The following is a 16,160-nucleotide window of genomic DNA, read 5'->3' as shown; positions in this document are numbered from 1 at the left end:
TACGAAGAACCCCGCCGGAGCGGGGTTCCTTTTTTTACGCCGCCTGCACGATGTGCAGCGCCTTCGGATTGCGCCACAAGGTCAGCAGCTCGGCCTCGCGCGTCTTGGCGGCGTGCAGGTGCTTTTCCTTGACGTGTCCGTAGCCGCGGATGTGCTCCGGAATGCTGGCGATCTCTACCGCCAGCCCCAGCTTGTCTCCATCCAGTGTGCCCAGCAGTTCGCCCACGGTCTTCTCGTAGTCGGCGATCAGCTGGCGCTCGCCCTTGCGCTCGTCGGTGTAGCCGAACAGGTCGAAGGTACCGCCACGCAGGAAGCGCAGCTTCGCCAGCAGGCCGAAGGCCTTGAACACCCACGGGCCGTATTCCTTCTTCATCAGGCGGCCGTGTGCATCTTTCTTGGCGAACAGCGGCGGCGCGAGGTGGAAGTGGACTTCGTAGTCGCCTTCGAACTGCTGTTCCAGCCGGCGCTTGAACTCGCCGCTGGTATACAGGCGTGCGACTTCGTATTCGTCCTTGTAGGCCATCAGCTTGAAGAAGTAGCGGGCCACCGCCTCGGTCAGCGCCGTCGAACCCGGCGCGCGGGTGTTCTCGGCGTTGCGCACCTTGGCCACCAGGTCGGTGTAGCGCGTGGCGTAGGCGGAATCCTGGTATTCGGTGAGGAAGTCCTTGCGGCGCGCGATCAGTTCGTCCAGCGAGCGCGACAGGCGCAGATCGTCCAGTGGCAGGAACGCGACGTCGCCGCCGTGCGCGCCGTCCTCGGGCAGGCCGCGGAGTTCGCTCTCGTTGCCCGGATTGCGCGGCGCGGCGTTCGCGCCCCACTCGGTGCTTTCCCATTCGCCCGGCGGCAGCACCTGCAGGGCGCGCGGGGTGCGCTCGCTCTCGGTCTGCGCATTGCGGATCAGCCCGGCGGCCTCCTGCACGGCCTGCGGATTGACCACCGCCAGCCGGCCCCAGGCGAACGCGGTCTTGTTCATCTCGATGGCGGCACCGTTGAGCTCAACGGCGCGCATGATCGCCTCGTAGGAGATCGGCACCAGCCCCTGCTGCCAAGCGTAGCCCAGCATGAACAGGTTGCTGGCGATCGCATCGCCCATCAGCGCGGTGGCCACTTGCGTGGCGTCGACCAGCATCGGCTCGCGGCCGCCGAGGGCGACCTTCACGCCGGCGATGATGTCGGTGGCCGGGAACTGCATGTCCGGATGCGTGGTGAACGTGCCGGGCATCGCCTCGTAGGTATTCAGCACCACCTGCGAGCGCTCGCCGCGCACCTTCGACAGCACCCAGTAGTCGTTGACCACCACCATGTCGCAGCCGAGCACCAGGTCGGCTTCGCCGGCGGCGATGCGCACGGCGTGGATGTCTTCGGGCGTGCGCGCGATGCGGATGTGCGTGGTCACCGCGCCGCCCTTCTGCGCCAGGCCGGTCTGGTCGAGCACGCTGGCGCCCTTGCCTTCCAGATGGCCCGCCATGCCGAGCAGTGCGCCGATGGTCACCACGCCGGTGCCGCCGACGCCGGTGATCAGGATGTTCCAGGGCTGGGCCAGGTCCGACTTGAACGCCGGCGCCGGCAGCGAGGCCAACAGGTCGGCGGCATTCGCCTTCTTGCCCTTGCGCGGATTGCCGCCGTGCACGGTGACGAAGCTGGGGCAGAAGCCGTCGACGCAGCGGAAATCCTTGTTGCAGTTCGACTGGTCGATCTCGCGCTTGCGGCCGAACTCAGTTTCCTTCGGCAGCACCGACACGCAGAAGCTCTTCACGCCGCAGTCGCCGCAGCCTTCGCAGACCAGTGTGTTGACCATCGTGCGCTTGGCCGGGTCCGGCAGCTTGCCGCGCTTGCGGCGGCGGCGCTTCTCGGTGGCGCAGACCTGGTCGTAGATCAGGATGGAGACGCCCTTCACCTCGCGCAGGCGGCGCTGCACGTCGTCCAGGTCCTTGCGGTCGAAGAACTCCACGCCCGAGGGGAAGATCTCGCGCTTGCTCCACTTGCCCACTTCGTCGCTGACCACGACGATGGTGTCCACGCCCTCGGCGCGCATCATGTGCGCGATCTGCGGCACCGACAGCGTGCCGTCCACCGGTTGGCCGCCGGTCATCGCCACCGCGTCGTTGTAGAGGATCTTGTAGGTGATGTTCACCCCGGTGGCCACCGACTGGCGCACCGCCAGTGAGCCGGAGTGGAAGAATGTGCCGTCGCCCAGGTTCTGGAAGACGTGCTCGGTTTCGGTGAACGGTGCCTGCCCGGACCAGGTGACGCCTTCGCCGCCCATGTGGGTGAAGGTGTCGGTGTTGCGGTCCATCCACGTGACCATGTAGTGGCAGCCGATGCCGCCGAGCGCGCGCGAGCCTTCCGGCACCACCGTCGAGGTGTTGTGCGGGCAGCCGCTGCAGTAGTGCGGCACGCGCGGAAAGTTCGCGCGCGGCAGCGCCATCTCGGCTTCCTTCTCTTCCATCCAGCGCAGGCGCTGCTCGATGGACTCCGTCGTGAAGAAGCGCTGGATGCGCTTGCCGATCACGCCGGCGATGGTGGCCGGGGTCAGCTCGCCGGTGGATGGTAGGATCCACTCGCCGCCTTCGTCGTACTTGCCGACGATGGACGGACGCGTGCCCGCGTTGGCCGGCCAGTTGTAGAAATACTCCTTCATCTGCCGCTCGATGAAGGCGCGCTTCTCCTCCACCACGACGATGTCTTCCAGGCCCCTGGCGAACGCGGTGATGCCCACCGGTTCCAGCGGCCAGGTCATGCCGACCTTGTAGACGCGGATGCCGATGTCGGCGCAGGCCTGCTCGTCCAGGCCCAGGTATTCCAGCGCCTGCAGCACGTCCAGATAACTCTTGCCGGTGGTGACGATGCCCAGCCGCGCGCGCGGCGAATCCAGCACGATCCGGTCCACCCTGTTCGCACGCGCGAACGCCTGCGCTGCGGCCACCGCGTACTTGTGCAGGCGCATCTCCTGGTCCAGCGGCGGGTTCGGCCAACGGATGTTGAGGCCGCCGGCCGGCATGGCGAAGTCCTCCGGCAGCACGATCTCGCGCGCGAACGGGTCCACCTGCACCGACGCCGACGACTCCACCGTCTCGGCGATCGTCTTGAAGCCGATCCAGCGGCCCGTGTACCGGCTCATCGCCCAGCCCACCAGGCCCAGGTCCAGGATGTCCTGCACGCCGGCCGGGTTGAGGATCGGCATCATCGCGCTGACGAACTCGTCTTCCGAGCCGTGCGGCAGGGTGGAGCTGCGGCAGTTGTGATCGTCCGCCGCCAGCGCCAGCACGCCGCCGAACTTCGACGTGCCTGCCGCGTTGCCGTGCTTGAACACGTCGCCGCAGCGGTCCACGCCGGGACCCTTGCCGTACCACATGGAATACACGCCATCGACCTTGGCGCCGGGGAACAGGTTGGTCTGCTGCGTGCCCCACACCATCGTGGCGCCCAGGTCCTCGTTCAGGCCGGGGGTGAACTTCACACCCGCCGCCTCCAGATGCTTGCGCGCGCGCCACAGCTCCAGGTCGAAGCCGCCCAGCGGCGAGCCGCGGTAGCCGCTGATGAACCCGGCGGTGTTCAGGCCCGCGGCCTGGTCGCGCAGGCGCTGCATCAGCGGCAGCCTGACCAGCGCCTGCACGCCGCTCAGGTAGATGCGGCCGTCGGTGCGGGTGTACTTGTGCTCCAGCGTGTAGTCGCTGTCGATCACCCCGAGCTGCGGCGTGTTGGCGGACGAGGGTGAGGTGAGTTCGGCGGTGCTGGTCATGGCGGGCCCGTGCAAGCGGCTGGCGAGGCCCGACAACCCCCGGGCGCGAAGGCGCGCATTGTAACAGCGCCCTTTTCTGTGACGCCGGTCACTTCGTCATTGTGCGTTGCAGCGGTTAGCATGGGGCCGGGGTACATCGGCTGTCTGGGGGACGTTCGTGAAATCCGGTAAGTACATGCTGCTGGCCGTCGTGCTGGCATCCGTGGTCTTTTCCGCGCACGCGCAGAGCGTGCCGAAGCCCAAGGAGTTCTATTTCGACGAGGACAAGACGACGGCGCGACCGATCGTCGTGGTCGAGGGTGAGGGAGAAGCCCAGGTGCAGGCACTCGTGCGCGAACGCGACCGCGGCCGCCGGCAGCTCGAGGCCACCGCGCAGCTGGCCCACATCGCTTTCAGCGACGGGCGTACGGACCTCGGCGGCCAGCTCTACCAGCAGGCCCTGGCGCAGACGGATGCCAAAGGCACACTGGGGCGCGCCGTGCGGTGGAACTACGCGTGGGACCTCTTCCGCGCGGGACAGGTCGAGCCCGCACTGACGCGCTGGGTCGAAGTCGCCAGCGCCTACGGATCTCCCTCGTGGGCGCCGCCCACCTTGGCGCTGGCGCTGTGGCGCCTGGACCGGAAGCAGGAAGCGGTCGCCTGGTTCGGCGCCGCCGTGCGCACGGAACCCGCCGTCTGGATCGACGCGCGCAATTTCGCCTCGCAGCTCCCAGACTGGAAGCAGGAAGATCGCGACACGCTGGCGGAAGTCCTGGGCGCCTGGCAGGCCAATCCGCCGACCTGGCCCTGAACGCATGACACAATAGGCCGCGTGGGCGGCTGCACTGTGCGGTTGCCGGATAGGCGCATGCCTCGCGATGATCAACAACGACCTCCGCATCGAGTCCTATCGCGCGCGCCTAGATGCGGTCGGTAGGGTCCAGATTCCGGCGTTCCTGCAGGAGTCGTCCGCGGAACGCCTGCGGCAGTGCCTGAGCCGCGAAGTACCCTGGGAGCCCGGTCAACGTAGCGACAGGCCGCCACTCCTGCCATCCACCGCTCAAGAACTGTCGCCGCCCCAACAGGATCGGGCTCGCCTCATGGAGGCGGTGCGCAGGGCGATGAGCGGGTTCGAGTTCTTCTTCGATCGCTTCAAGATGATCGAGGCGCGCCGTGACGGAATGCATCCTGAGCTGGTGCTGCACGTGGTGGTGGATTTCCTGAACTCGCCGGACTTTCTCGCCTTCGCACGCGAACTTACCGGCGATCACGGTATCCGGATGGTGAGCGCGATGGCCGTGCGCTACCGTGCTGGTCACTTTCTGCGCATGCACGACGACAAGTCGCACGATGAAGACCGCGCGTTCGCCTATGTCATCAACCTGGGACGCAACTGGGAAGCCGACTGGGGTGGCCTGCTTCAATTCGTCGATGATCGGCAGAACGTCGTCGAAACATTTACTCCGCACTGGAACAGTCTCAGTTTGTTCCGCGTACCGCAGGCGCACCAAGTGAGTCAGGTGGCGCCTTGGGCGGGAGATCACCGTTACAGCATCACCGGCTGGTTCCGCCGCAGCTGACGTGTGCGCGCGCGGGTACTTTCCCTTTGCTCGTGAGGAGTTCCCGATGTTCCTGCTGCGTTCGCTGACCTCTTGCCTGCTGTTTGCCGTCGCGCTGCCCGCCTTCGCCGCCGACCGCATCGCCGGTCGTGCGTTCGCCACCCGCTCCGATGTCATCGCCCCGCACGCGATGGCGGCCACCTCGCATCCGCTCGCCACGCAGATCGCGCTGGACGTGATGAAGCAGGGCGGCAGCGCGATGGATGCAGCCATCGCCGCCAACGCGGCGCTCGGCCTGATGGAGCCCACCGGCAACGGCATCGGCGGCGACCTGTTCGCCATCGTGTGGGACCCGAAGACGAAGCAGCTGCACGGCTACAACGGCTCCGGCCGTTCGCCGAAATCGCTGACCCTGGATTACTTCAAGCAGCACGGCATCACCGACATTCCCGCGCACGGGCCGCTGCCGGTCAGCGTCCCGGGTACGGTGGATGCGTGGTTCGCGCTGCACGGGCGCTTCGGCAGGCTGCCGGTGAAGGACCTGCTGGCGCCCGCCATACGCTACGCGCGCGAAGGCCACCCGGTGCACCAGACGATCGCCTACTACTGGGAGCGCTCGGTGCCGCGGCTGTCGAAGTTCCCCGGCTTCACCGAGCAGTTCACCCTCGACGGGCGCGCGCCGCGTACTGGCGAGATGTGGAGGAACCCCTATCTTGCCGACACGTTGCAGAAGATCGCCGACGGCGGTCGCGACGCGTTCTACAAGGGCGACATCGCCCGCACCATCGACGCCTACTTCAGGGCCAACGGCGGCTTCCTGTCGTACGAAGACATGGCCGCGCACCACGGCGAGTGGGTCGAACCTGTCAGCACCAGTTACCGCGGTTACGACGTCTGGGAGCTGCCGCCGAATGGGCAGGGCATCGCGGCCCTGCAGATGCTCAACGTGCTGGAAGTCTACGACTTCTCGAAGATTCCGTTCGGCAGCCCCGAACACGTGCACCTGCTGGTGGAGGCCAAGAAGCTGGCCTTCGCCGACCGCGCGCGCTGGTACGCCGACCCCGCCTTCCAGCCCGCACCGGTCGCGCGCCTGATCTCCAAGCCTTATGCGCGCGAACGCGCCAGGCTGATCTCGCCCGACAAGGTGCTGCGCGAAGTGCAGCCCGGCACGCCGAAGGAACTGGACGAAGGCGACACCATCTACCTGACCGTCGCTGACCAGGACGGGATGATGGTCTCGCTGATCCAGTCCAATTACCGCGGCATGGGGAGCGGTATGGCGCCGACCGGCCTAGGCTTCATCCTGCAGGACCGTGGCGAAATGTTCGTGCTGCAAGGGTGTGAAGGTGCCGCGCCGCATCCCAACTGTTACGCGCCGGGCAAGCGCCCGTTCCACACCATCATCCCCGCCTTCATCACCAGGGATGGCAAGCCGTGGGTCAGCTTCGGGGTGATGGGCGGCGCCATGCAGCCGCAGGGCCACGTGCAGATCGTGATGAACCTGGTCGACTTCGGCATGACCTTGCAGGAAGCCGGTGACGCACCGCGCATCCAGCACGACGGCTCCACCGAACCGGTCGGCAGCGCTACCGCGATGACCGACGGCGGCGTGGTGCAGCTGGAATCCGGCTTCCCCTACGAAACCGTGCGCGCGCTGATGGACAAGGGTCACCACGTCGAATGGGCATTGGGGCCCTACGGTGGCTACCAGGCGATCAAGCGCGATCCCGAGACCGGCGTGTATTACGGCGCCAGCGAGAGCCGCAAGGATGGGCAGGCGGCGGGGTATTGAGGGGGCCTCATCATGGACATGACGCGCGATTCAACATTGGACGAGGTGTGCGCGTTGATCGCATTGATGCCTGACGCCAAAGTGGTTGGGCAGGAATGGTCAGGAGACCATGCACGCATCGTGGTCCATGTCGCAGGCGATGCCCTGGAAGCCCTGACTCATGCAGCCTGGACTGCAAATGTGCAGATGGAGCAGCACACATGCGAACTTGGCCATCACTTGATTACTGCTTCAGCCGTACCGCGGGACACGCTGGATCATGGTGAGTTGCAGCTCCTGGGGATCCACCTTGTTTGGCACCTTCTGGAGGCCGGCGTACTGCCACAAGATGCCGGGGAGCGACTTCTGAGCGTTTGGAAGGCGGAGAGTCCCTGAGAAGCAAGATGGGTTGAACACCGCTTAAGACCCAACCCATCCGCCGAACCCATCAAACTCGAGGAGCACCATGGAGGCCGATCCTGTCATTCGCCAACTCGTGGAAGCCATGGCCCGGGAACATGGGCTCACGATCTCCTACGACACGCACTACGACGCAGGCAGTTGGCAGCTCTCGTGGTGGGAGGGTGGTGTGCGGCACGCGATCGATGTCCAGGGATATCCGGATGGCTGGATCGAAGTGTCGCGTCTGAGCACGCGCTACCCCGCGCTACCAAAGCTGCTGGCATGGGCGCGTCGTACGGTACCCATGTTCCCGCGTTGGGAGCGCACGGAGCACAAGGCATTGGCGAGACTGCCTTGGTCGGGATCGGTTGAGGATGTACGGAGCGCGATCGCGTCGGAACTTCTTGGACGTTCGCGCGCTGTGCAAGCCACCGAGACACAGCCGTAGTTCATAGGTTGGGATGAGCGGAGCGAATCCCAACATCGCAGCAACGAAACATCCACCTTTTTGGGTTTCGCAAGATCATCCAAACCTATTGCGCTGATCGGACCCAGTACATCCCGTGAACCCGCAAGAAGCACTCATTCGACACATAGGATTGAGGATGCTGAGGATCATACTTCTGATAAGTGCACTGCTACTGGCCGGCCCTGCAGCGGCGTGCAGCTGTGTCGATACGCCTCTGGATACGGCATCAGCCAGGGCGGCGCGCCACGTGTTCGTGTTTCGCGTGATCAGCACCACGGCACAGGATGAATCCCAGGATGATCGCCTCGCCGGTTATCGTGTATCGGCGAAGATCCGCGTACTCGCCAACGTGCGTGGCAAGACGACGGCTCGCGAGCTGGACTACTGGATTCATCGCTGCTGCGGCATCCGCCTGGAAGCCGGCAAGGATTACATCGGGTTCCTGCGTAGCGATGGCGCGAGTTTCCATGCGAGCCACGCCAATGTGTTGCCCTTATGGGATCGTTTCACGCACCCGGAGGCGGATGACCTCGAAGCAGTCTTGCGTGGCAAGGCGAAGTTGGAAGAGGTCTTCGCCTCGGGGTTGTCGGAGATATCCCAGGTGCCACCGCCGCCCCCTCCATGCCCTGCACGGTGAGAGCTCGTAGGGTGGGCCTAGGCCCACCACACGCATTCTTTGTGGATCCAACGTCTCCCGACGCGTGTGTTGCCTGATCGTGGACAATGTCCGCGACGGTGGGCCAGGGCCCACCCTACTCATTCACGAGGCACACGCATGGCCACGCTCCCCGCCCTCCCCGAATTCGCCCCTGGTCTCTACCGCCACTACAAGGGCAACGACTACGAAGTGATCGCGGTGGCGCGTCACAGCGAGACGCTGGAACCGGTGGTGGTGTACCGCGCGCTGTACGGCGAAGGCGGGTTGTGGGTGCGGCCGTACGCGATGTTCTGCGAAGACGTGATCGTGGATGGGCGCGCGGTGCGACGCTTCGCGCCGAGCGATTGAGGCCGGCATGACCACCTACATCGCCCTGCTCCGCGGCATCAACGTCGGCAAGGCCAAGCGCATCGCGATGGCGGACCTGCGCGCGTTGCTGGAGGATCTCGGCTACACCGACGTCGCCACGCTCCTCAACAGCGGCAACGTGGTCTTCAGAACGGGCAAGGGCTCCCGGAAGAAGCTCGCTGCCGACATCTCGGACGCCATCGCGACGCGCCTCGGCATCGAGGTGCCCGTCATTGTCGTGTCGGCCAAGGAACTGGCGCTGATCGTCCGCGAGAATCCGTTCGCATCGGCCGATGATCCCTCGCGCCTGCTGATCGCCTTCGTGGCGGACGCCGGCATGCTGTCGGCCACGTCGGCGATCGAGCCGCACGTCGTCGCGCCGGAACAGTTCCACGTCGGCATGCATGCCGCCTACCTGCATTGCGCCAGCGGCATTCTGGAAAGCAAGGCGGCCGAAGCGCTGCTGGGCAAGACAGGCAAGGCTGCCAGCACGCGCAACTGGGCCACCGTGTTGAAACTGCAGGCGTTGGTCGACAAGATCGACGCCTGACGCGCCGCATCTCCATCCAGTCCGAGATATTCAAGGATGACCATCACCCGTTTCCGCGCCCTGTTGATCGCATCTTTCCTGTCGCTGGTTGCCGCGTTGGTGATTGGTCTGCTTCCGGGCGGATACTCGCCCGCGCTGGCCGATGCCTATGCGAGCGAGCCTTCCCCATGGCTCCTGATGGACGACCGGGCACCGATTGCCCTTCTGCTGACCTTGTTGGCGGTGCTGACCTTGCTGACGGTCGCGGCGGCCGGCTTCATCGGTCTCTTCCTGCTCACACGATGGGGACGCATGCTGTCGCTTTGCCTGACGCTGCTGGGCCTTCCGCTGTATCTCGTGCTTGGTCCGATCTTGATGTCGCCGCTCGAAGCGATGTTCACCGAAGCATCGACCCTGCTGTGGGGCGCGTGCCTGGCACTGGCCTACTGCTCGCCGGTCGCAACGCGCATCGAGGCAGGTGCAACCGGCCCCTAGCCATCGCCGACGTTCTTTCGTTCCATGACAAGGCAATCTTCCTCGACATTCGAGGCGCTACTGCCTCGCCAGCCAGGCGCTTTTCCTTGTCATGGAACAGAACAGCCTTGTCACCTCGCGTCAGCGGCTTGTCATCGCACGCACAGGCCTCGGATGACGCACCTCGAGGGTGCGGCATCTCACAGTCATGCGTCGTCGACTCACCTCCACACGTCGCCATGGCGCATCCATGCCTGGCCGCCTGGAAAAAACGCCTCACCAACGACGCGCGTAGGGTGGGCCTTGGCCCACCTTCGCGACAGGGCAGGGTCGCAGGCAAAGGTGGACCAAAAGCCACCCTGCTGGGGTGCCGCCATCGCCTACAGATCGAAGCCCAGCAGCAACGGGTCGTGATCGGAGCTGCGGAACGGCACCGCGGGGTCGCCGTCGGCGTAGCCCTGCGCGTCCTGCTCGTCGGCGTTGATGTGCCACTCGGCGGCGCCGCGCAGCTGCTTGGCCAATGACGGGCTGAGCAGGGCGTGATCGAGGCGACCGGTGAGGCCGCTGTAGACGTAACTGTAGGGTTGTTCGATGCCGGCCTGCTTGAACGCGTCCACCCAGCCGGCCTCGTCGCGCAGCCAGCGTACCGGCGCTTCCATCGCGTAGGCGTTGAAGTCGCCGAGCATGACGATGCGGTCGCTGCGCGTGCGCGTGGGATCGGCTTTCAACCACGCATCCAGACGCTTGGCCGAATCCAGGCGCAGCGCGTTCCAGCAGCCGGCGCCGTCCTTCTGGTCGGCGTCCAGGCCGGTGGCTTCCGAGCAGCCTTTCGACTTCAGATGATTGGCGACCACGACGAAGGGTTTGCCGCTGTCGCGCACGAACGCCTGCGCCAGCGGGCTGCGGCTGCGTTCGCCGAACGGGCCTTCCACCAGCGTGGCGGACTTGCCGGTGGGCTTCACCCTGTCGCTGCGGTAGATGATGCCGACGCGGATGGTGTCCGGGCCCGGGCCCTGCTTGGCGTCGATGAAGCGCCAGGAGCCGCCACCGGCATTCAGGGCAGCGACCAGCTGCGCCAGGCTGGAGTCGGCGCCGTAGCCATCGTTCTCCAACTCCATCAGCGCGGCGATGTCGGGATCCAGGCCGCGGATGGTGGCCACCAGCTTCGCCATCTGTGCTTTCAGTTGCTCCGGCGTCTTGGCGCCGCGCTCGGTGGGAAAGCCGCCGCCGCGGCCGTCGCCGTTGAATAGGTTCTCCAGATTGAACGCGGCGATGCGCACATTGCCGGCGACCTGCGGCGCGGCCGGGCGCTCCGGTGCGGCGATCGTCGGCGCGGTGGTGAGCTGCAGGCGCCAACTGCCCAGGCGCTGTTCCACGATGCCCTGCGCGCCGGTTAGCACGGTGCCGGTGCGCAGCGGCTGGCCGTCCTTCACGTACCACACGCCGGCGGGGTCGCGCTGGGCACTGCCGTCGTCCAGCAGCAGGGTGCGGCGCGCGTTGTCCGCCGCGAGGCGCTGGGCGTCGGCGCTGCCGGGTACGGCGAGTTCGCTGGGCTGCCAGAGGCGGCCGTCGAAGCTGGCGATCAGCTCGCCGAAGCGCTCGAGCGTGTGCGTCCCGCTGAGCGTGAGCGGGGCGTCGATGCGGACCAGCATGCCTTCCAGCGGTTCCCAGTCGGCGGGCGGTGCGGTCAGCACGGTGGGCGCGATGCGGCCGGTGCCGCGCGGCTGGATCACCGGTGCGTGCAGCGCGGTCAGCGTGTCGTCGCCACCGGCCTTGCGCTCGCCGACGATGCCGCGCACGCGGACACGATCGCCTGAAGCCATGGCCGGTGCGGGTACGCCTTCCTCGAAGGCCACGAGCAGGGCGTCGGAGGTCGTCGCCTGCCCGTCACCGGCGTCCTGCACGAAGAAGCCGCCCAGACCAGGAAAGGTCGCGGTGACAATGCCTTCGATCGTGACGGTCTGGCCATCGAGCGCGCTGCGTGCGCCGTCGCCCTGTATCTCGCCGATGGGTGTGACGGGTTTCTGCGGCGTGACAGCGCAGGCGGGCAGTGCCAGGGAGGCGAGCAGGGCGAGGGTGGGCAGCGAGCGGGGAGGCGTCATCGAGGGGCGGCCGTTGAAGCGAGGCGGCAAGGGTAAACGGAATGGGTGACGGGCAGAGGCGATGCCTGCGCAGCTCCCTCGCGCCGTGCGCGGGGAGAAGGACATTCGCGTCAACGTTGGATGCCGCGCAAACAAAAACGCCGCCCCGGGGGCGGCGTTCCGTGAAAGGCGCGAAGCCTTACTTGCTGTTGGCCAGCATCCAGTCGACCGTCACCTTCACTTGCTCGTCGGTGAGGGCGGGGTTACCGCCCTTGGGGGGCATGATGCCGCCGTCCGGGCCGGTGAAGCCTTCGATGGCGTGCTTGTACAGCATGTCCACGCCCTTGGCGGCGCGTGCGCCGATGCCGGCAGCATTCAGCATGGGGGCCTTGCCCACGCCATTGGTGTGGCAGGCGCCGCACAGGTTCTTGTAGATCTCGCCGCCGTCCAGGGTGCCGCCGTAGGCGACCTGGGACGAAGCAGCGGCCGCGGCGGCGGCCGCAGCGGCGGCCTGCGCCGCCGCACCGGTTTCGCCGGCATAGACCGCGCCGGCGGGGGCGATGCGCGCCTCGGTGATCTGGGCGGCCTTGGGGTTCACTTCCGGCGGCAGGCTGTCGTGCAGGAAGTACGCGCCGACGATCAGGCCCGCGGTGACCAGCATCAGGAAGCCGATCACCATCGAGAAATGCTTGAGGAATTCGAGGTCGTAGTTACGCACTTTCCACCTTTGGCAGCACGGCCGCGGGGCCGCGCATGGCTACGAAACGGGGGCCGGCGGATGGCGCAGGGCGCGATCCTGGCGGGACCGGGCGCCGGAACGCCGCGGGCAAGGCGGCATTATAAGCAGTGAGGCCGTCTTTGCCTCAACACCGGCGCGTGGCGGTCACTGCGTCAGATAGACCTGCAGCGGGGCGCGAAGGGCCTGCAGCACCGTGCGGACGGGATAACCGGCGCCGGCCCCGTGGCCGGAAAGGGCCTGCTGCAGCACCTGCCGCTTCTCGCCGCCCTCGATGTGCAGGTACAGGCGGCCGGCATCCCGCAGCACGGGCAGGGTCAGGGTGATGCGCGGTTCGCCTGCGCCGGGGGCGCGCATCGGCAGGACGGTGGCGGTCGTGGCCGGGTCCATCGCGTCGGCGAGACGGTCGCCACCGGGGAAGAACGAGGCGGTGTGGCCGTCACCCCCCATGCCCAGCACGACCACGTCCAGCGTGGCCGGCAGGGCGGCTGCCACGTCGGCCAGCACCTCGTCCGGTGAAGCCGCCGGGCGGTACAGCGGCACGAACCGGGCGTCGGCCGCCGCATCCTGCAGCAGATACTCCTTCACCAGCCGGGCGTTAGAGCGCTCGTGGCGGTCATCCACCCAGCGTTCGTCGACCAGGGTGACGGTGACGTTCGCCCAGTCCAGCGGCTGTTGCGACAGTGCCTGCAGGAAGCGGCGCGGGGTGGTGCCGCCGGACAGGGCGATACTGGCCTGGCCGCGCAGCGCGAGGGCGGTGCGCAGGTCGTCGGCCACGGCCTGGGCCAGCGCCTGGGCGACGGCGTCGCCGTCCGGGAACGGGTGCAGCTGGATCTGCAGCGAGAGATCGGTGGGGGGCATGGGGCGACTCGGGAGTGGGGGCTTCCCGGGGGAAGACAGGTCGGCGTGAGGTGCCGGGTGAAGGCCCCGCAAGGCAGGGCCGGCGACGTCAGACGGTGTCTTCGTGCCAGGTGCGGCCGTCGCGTTCGACCAGCGCCACGGCGGCGCTGGGACCCCACGAGCCGGCGGTGTAGGGCTTGGGCGCGTCACGCAGGTTGTCCCAGGCCGACAGGATGGGGTCGATCCAGGCCCAGGCGGCCTCGACCTCGTCGCGGCGCATGAACAGGGTCTGGTTGCCGCGCACCACATCCATCAGCAGGCGCTCGTAGGCTTCCGGCTGGTGCACGCCGAAGGCCTCGGCGAAGCTCATGTCCAGCGGCACATGCTGCAGGCGCAGGCCGCCCGGTCCCGGGTCCTTGATCATCAGCCACAGCTTGACGCCTTCGTCCGGCTGCAGGCGCAGCACCAGCTTGTTGCCCATCACCGGGCCGGCGCTGTCGTCGAAGATCGAGTGCGGGATCTGCTTGAAGGCGATGACGATCTCGGACACGCGCTCGGCCAGGCGCTTGCCGGTGCGCAGGTAGAAGGGCACGCCGGCCCAGCGCCAGTTGTCCACTTCCGCCTTCAGCGCCACGAACGTCTCTGTGCGGGAATCGGGCTTGCCCAGTTCCTCCAGATAGCCCGGCACGGCGGCGCCGCTGCTGGCGCCGGCGCGGTACTGGCCGCGCACGGACAGGTGGGCGACGTCTTCGCCACGGATCGGCTTGAGCGAGCGCAGCACCTTCAGTTTCTCATCGCGCACGGCGTCGGCCTGCAGGGCGGCCGGCGGTTCCATCGCCACCATGCACAGCAGCTGCAGCAAGTGGTTCTGGACCATGTCGCGCAGCGCGCCGGAGGTGTCGTAGTAGCCCGCGCGTTTCTCCAGGCCAACGGTTTCGGCCACGGTGATCTGCACGTGGTCGATCCGGCTGGCATTCCACAACGGCTCGAACAGGATATTGGCGAAGCGCAGCGCCAGCAGGTTCTGGACCGTTTCCTTGCCCAGGTAGTGGTCGATGCGGAAGATCTGGCTTTCGGCGAACGCGCCGCCGACGGCGTCGTTGATGACGGCGGCGCTGGCCGAATCGTGGCCGATCGGCTTCTCGATCACCACGCGGGCATTGCCGGTGTTCAGGCCATGCGCGCGCAGCCGGTCGCAGATGTTCACGAACAGGGTGGGGCTGGTGGACAGGTAGAAGACCCGGATGCGCTCGCCGGTGGCCAGCAGGCGGGTGGCGAACTCGTCCCAGCCCTCGTCCTTGGTGGCATCCAGGGCCAGATAGCCGAGCTTGTCCAGGAAGGCAGGCAGCCTGGCCTGGAGGGTTTCGTCGGCAGCGGCGACGCGGGCCAGCGCTTCGCCCACCTTGGCCCGGTACTCCGCATCGCCCTGTCTGTCGCGGGCCACGCCCAGGATGCGACTGTCCTCCGGAATCTGGCCATCGGCATAGCGGCGCAGCAGGCCGGGTAGCAGCTTGCGCAATGCCAGGTCGCCGGTGCCCCCGAAAATGACGAGATCGAAGGTGTCGACGGACAGGGTCTTCGCGGTCACGGGAGCTTCTCGGCGCAACGGGATGAGTTGCCACCATACCACCGCGGTACCACGGGACGCCAACAGGTCCGCTATGTGAAGGGCTTGTTGCGATATTGGTACGTCACTGGTATCTTGAGGGTCATGCAAACCAATCTGCTCGAGGAATACCAGCGGCTGCAGACCGGTGAGTCCACCCGGGCCGTCGCCTACCTGCGCCTGCGCCGCGCGCTGCAGAACCTCATGGACGCGGGCGTGTTGCGGCCGGGGCAGGCGCTCCCCAGCGAGCGCGACCTGGCCCAGCTGCTGGATCTGTCGCGGGTGACCATTCGCAAGGCGCTGGCCGGCCTGATCGAAAGTGGTCTGCTTGTGCAGCGGCAGGGCGCGGGGACCTTCGTGGCCGAGCGGATCCTGCGACAGTTCTCCCGCCTGACCAGCTTCACCGATGACCTGCGCGAGCGCGGGCTCAACCCGCAGGTGAGGTTCCTCGAGCGTTCGGTGGGGGAAGTGACTCCGGAGGAATCGATGGCGCTGAACCTGTCGCCAGGCAGCGGCGTGGTGCGCATGTACCGCCTGCGGCACGTCGACGGCGCTCCGATCGCCATCGAGCGCACCCTGGTGCCGTACGCGCTGCTGCCGGATCCGGACAGCGTGACGACCTCTCTATATGAGGCGCTGGACGCCTATGGCCACCGGCCCAAGCGGGCCCTGCAGCGTCTGCGGGCCGTGGCGCTGGATGAGGAGGCGGCCCGTCACCTCGAATTGCCGGTGGGTGCGCCGGGCCTGTTGGTCGAGCGTCGGGCCTTCCTGGAGGACGGACGGGTCGTGGAGTCCACCCGGTCCTACTATCGCGGCGACGCCTACGACTTCGTCGCCGAACTGCAGAGCGACTGACGCCTGCCGCAGGCCCTGACGGGCCTGCCTGCCGTGATCCTGCCCCTAGACCTGCCGCCCCCGGGTGGCGGGAGGCTTTCGCCTGCGCGTCATTCGCGCCTTTCCCGGAGC

At 67.0% G+C, this 16,160-nt stretch carries 15 protein-coding genes; 10 read left to right on the top strand and 5 right to left on the bottom strand.

Annotated features, from left to right (window positions below):
- Positions 1 to 34: 34 nt before the first annotated feature.
- On the bottom strand, positions 35 to 3,742 hold the full coding sequence (locus IAE60_RS03140; RefSeq protein ID WP_187573833.1) for an indolepyruvate ferredoxin oxidoreductase family protein: 3,708 nt from the start codon (positions 3,740 to 3,742) through the stop codon (positions 35 to 37).
- 157 nt (positions 3,743 to 3,899) lie between these two features.
- On the opposite strand from IAE60_RS03140, the gene IAE60_RS03135 reads away from it, so the two are divergent.
- The 9 genes from IAE60_RS03135 (at position 3,900) to IAE60_RS03095 (ending at position 9,952) form a co-directional block, all read left to right on the top strand.
- Positions 3,900 to 4,532: a tetratricopeptide repeat protein gene (locus IAE60_RS03135; RefSeq protein ID WP_425504451.1), complete on the top strand. Its 633-nt coding sequence runs from the start codon at positions 3,900 to 3,902 to the stop codon at positions 4,530 to 4,532.
- A gap of 67 nt (positions 4,533 to 4,599) precedes the next feature.
- Complete coding sequence (locus tag IAE60_RS03130; RefSeq protein ID WP_187573832.1) at positions 4,600 to 5,301, top strand: 2OG-Fe(II) oxygenase; 702 nt, start codon at positions 4,600 to 4,602, stop codon at positions 5,299 to 5,301.
- A 46-nt stretch (positions 5,302 to 5,347) separates the two neighbouring features.
- Complete coding sequence (gene ggt / locus IAE60_RS03125) at positions 5,348 to 7,072, top strand: gamma-glutamyltransferase (protein WP_187573831.1); 1,725 nt, start codon at positions 5,348 to 5,350, stop codon at positions 7,070 to 7,072.
- Positions 7,073 to 7,084: 12 nt separating this feature from the next.
- Positions 7,085 to 7,447, top strand: a complete 363-nt coding sequence (locus IAE60_RS03120; RefSeq protein WP_187573830.1) for a hypothetical protein — start codon at positions 7,085 to 7,087, stop codon at positions 7,445 to 7,447.
- Positions 7,448 to 7,517: 70 nt separating this feature from the next.
- The gene (locus tag IAE60_RS03115) at positions 7,518 to 7,901 is read left to right on the top strand and encodes a hypothetical protein (protein ID WP_187573829.1); all 384 of its coding nucleotides are present in this window, start codon (positions 7,518 to 7,520) and stop codon (positions 7,899 to 7,901) included.
- Between the two features lie 157 nt (positions 7,902 to 8,058).
- On the top strand, positions 8,059 to 8,559 hold the full coding sequence (locus IAE60_RS03110; protein WP_222937195.1) for a hypothetical protein: 501 nt from the start codon (positions 8,059 to 8,061) through the stop codon (positions 8,557 to 8,559).
- A gap of 138 nt (positions 8,560 to 8,697) precedes the next feature.
- A complete protein-coding gene (locus tag IAE60_RS03105; RefSeq protein ID WP_187573827.1) occupies positions 8,698 to 8,928 on the top strand; it encodes a DUF1653 domain-containing protein in 231 nt (76 codons plus the stop codon).
- A gap of 7 nt (positions 8,929 to 8,935) precedes the next feature.
- On the top strand, positions 8,936 to 9,478 hold the full coding sequence (locus IAE60_RS03100; RefSeq protein WP_187573826.1) for a DUF1697 domain-containing protein: 543 nt from the start codon (positions 8,936 to 8,938) through the stop codon (positions 9,476 to 9,478).
- 36 nt (positions 9,479 to 9,514) lie between these two features.
- Positions 9,515 to 9,952 (top strand): hypothetical protein, encoded by a 438-nt coding sequence (locus tag IAE60_RS03095; protein WP_187573825.1) that lies wholly within the window; start codon positions 9,515 to 9,517, stop codon positions 9,950 to 9,952.
- A gap of 359 nt (positions 9,953 to 10,311) precedes the next feature.
- On the opposite strand, the gene IAE60_RS03090 is transcribed toward IAE60_RS03095, so the two are convergent.
- The 4 genes from IAE60_RS03090 to zwf form a co-directional block, all read right to left on the bottom strand.
- Positions 10,312 to 12,033, bottom strand: coding sequence for an ExeM/NucH family extracellular endonuclease (locus tag IAE60_RS03090; protein ID WP_187573824.1), 1,722 nt, complete (start codon positions 12,031 to 12,033; stop codon positions 10,312 to 10,314).
- A gap of 178 nt (positions 12,034 to 12,211) precedes the next feature.
- Positions 12,212 to 12,730 (bottom strand): c-type cytochrome, encoded by a 519-nt coding sequence (locus IAE60_RS03085; RefSeq protein ID WP_185894600.1) that lies wholly within the window; start codon positions 12,728 to 12,730, stop codon positions 12,212 to 12,214.
- A 165-nt stretch (positions 12,731 to 12,895) separates the two neighbouring features.
- Positions 12,896 to 13,609, bottom strand: coding sequence for a 6-phosphogluconolactonase (pgl, locus tag IAE60_RS03080; protein ID WP_187573823.1), 714 nt, complete (start codon positions 13,607 to 13,609; stop codon positions 12,896 to 12,898).
- A gap of 88 nt (positions 13,610 to 13,697) precedes the next feature.
- Complete coding sequence (gene zwf / locus IAE60_RS03075) at positions 13,698 to 15,176, bottom strand: glucose-6-phosphate dehydrogenase (protein ID WP_187573822.1); 1,479 nt, start codon at positions 15,174 to 15,176, stop codon at positions 13,698 to 13,700.
- A 123-nt stretch (positions 15,177 to 15,299) separates the two neighbouring features.
- On the opposite strand from zwf, the gene IAE60_RS03070 reads away from it, so the two are divergent.
- Positions 15,300 to 16,049 carry a GntR family transcriptional regulator gene (locus IAE60_RS03070; protein WP_162111451.1) on the top strand — a complete coding sequence of 250 codons (750 nt, stop codon included), beginning with the start codon at positions 15,300 to 15,302 and terminating at the stop codon, positions 16,047 to 16,049.
- The last annotated feature ends 111 nt before the right edge of the window (positions 16,050 to 16,160 follow it).

The sequence above is a fragment of the Pseudoxanthomonas mexicana genome (assembly GCF_014397415.1).
GTDB classification, from domain to species: domain Bacteria; phylum Pseudomonadota; class Gammaproteobacteria; order Xanthomonadales; family Xanthomonadaceae; genus Pseudoxanthomonas_A; species Pseudoxanthomonas_A mexicana.
Note: the sequence above shows the minus strand (reverse complement) of the source record. Positions and strands in the feature narration are given on the sequence as shown.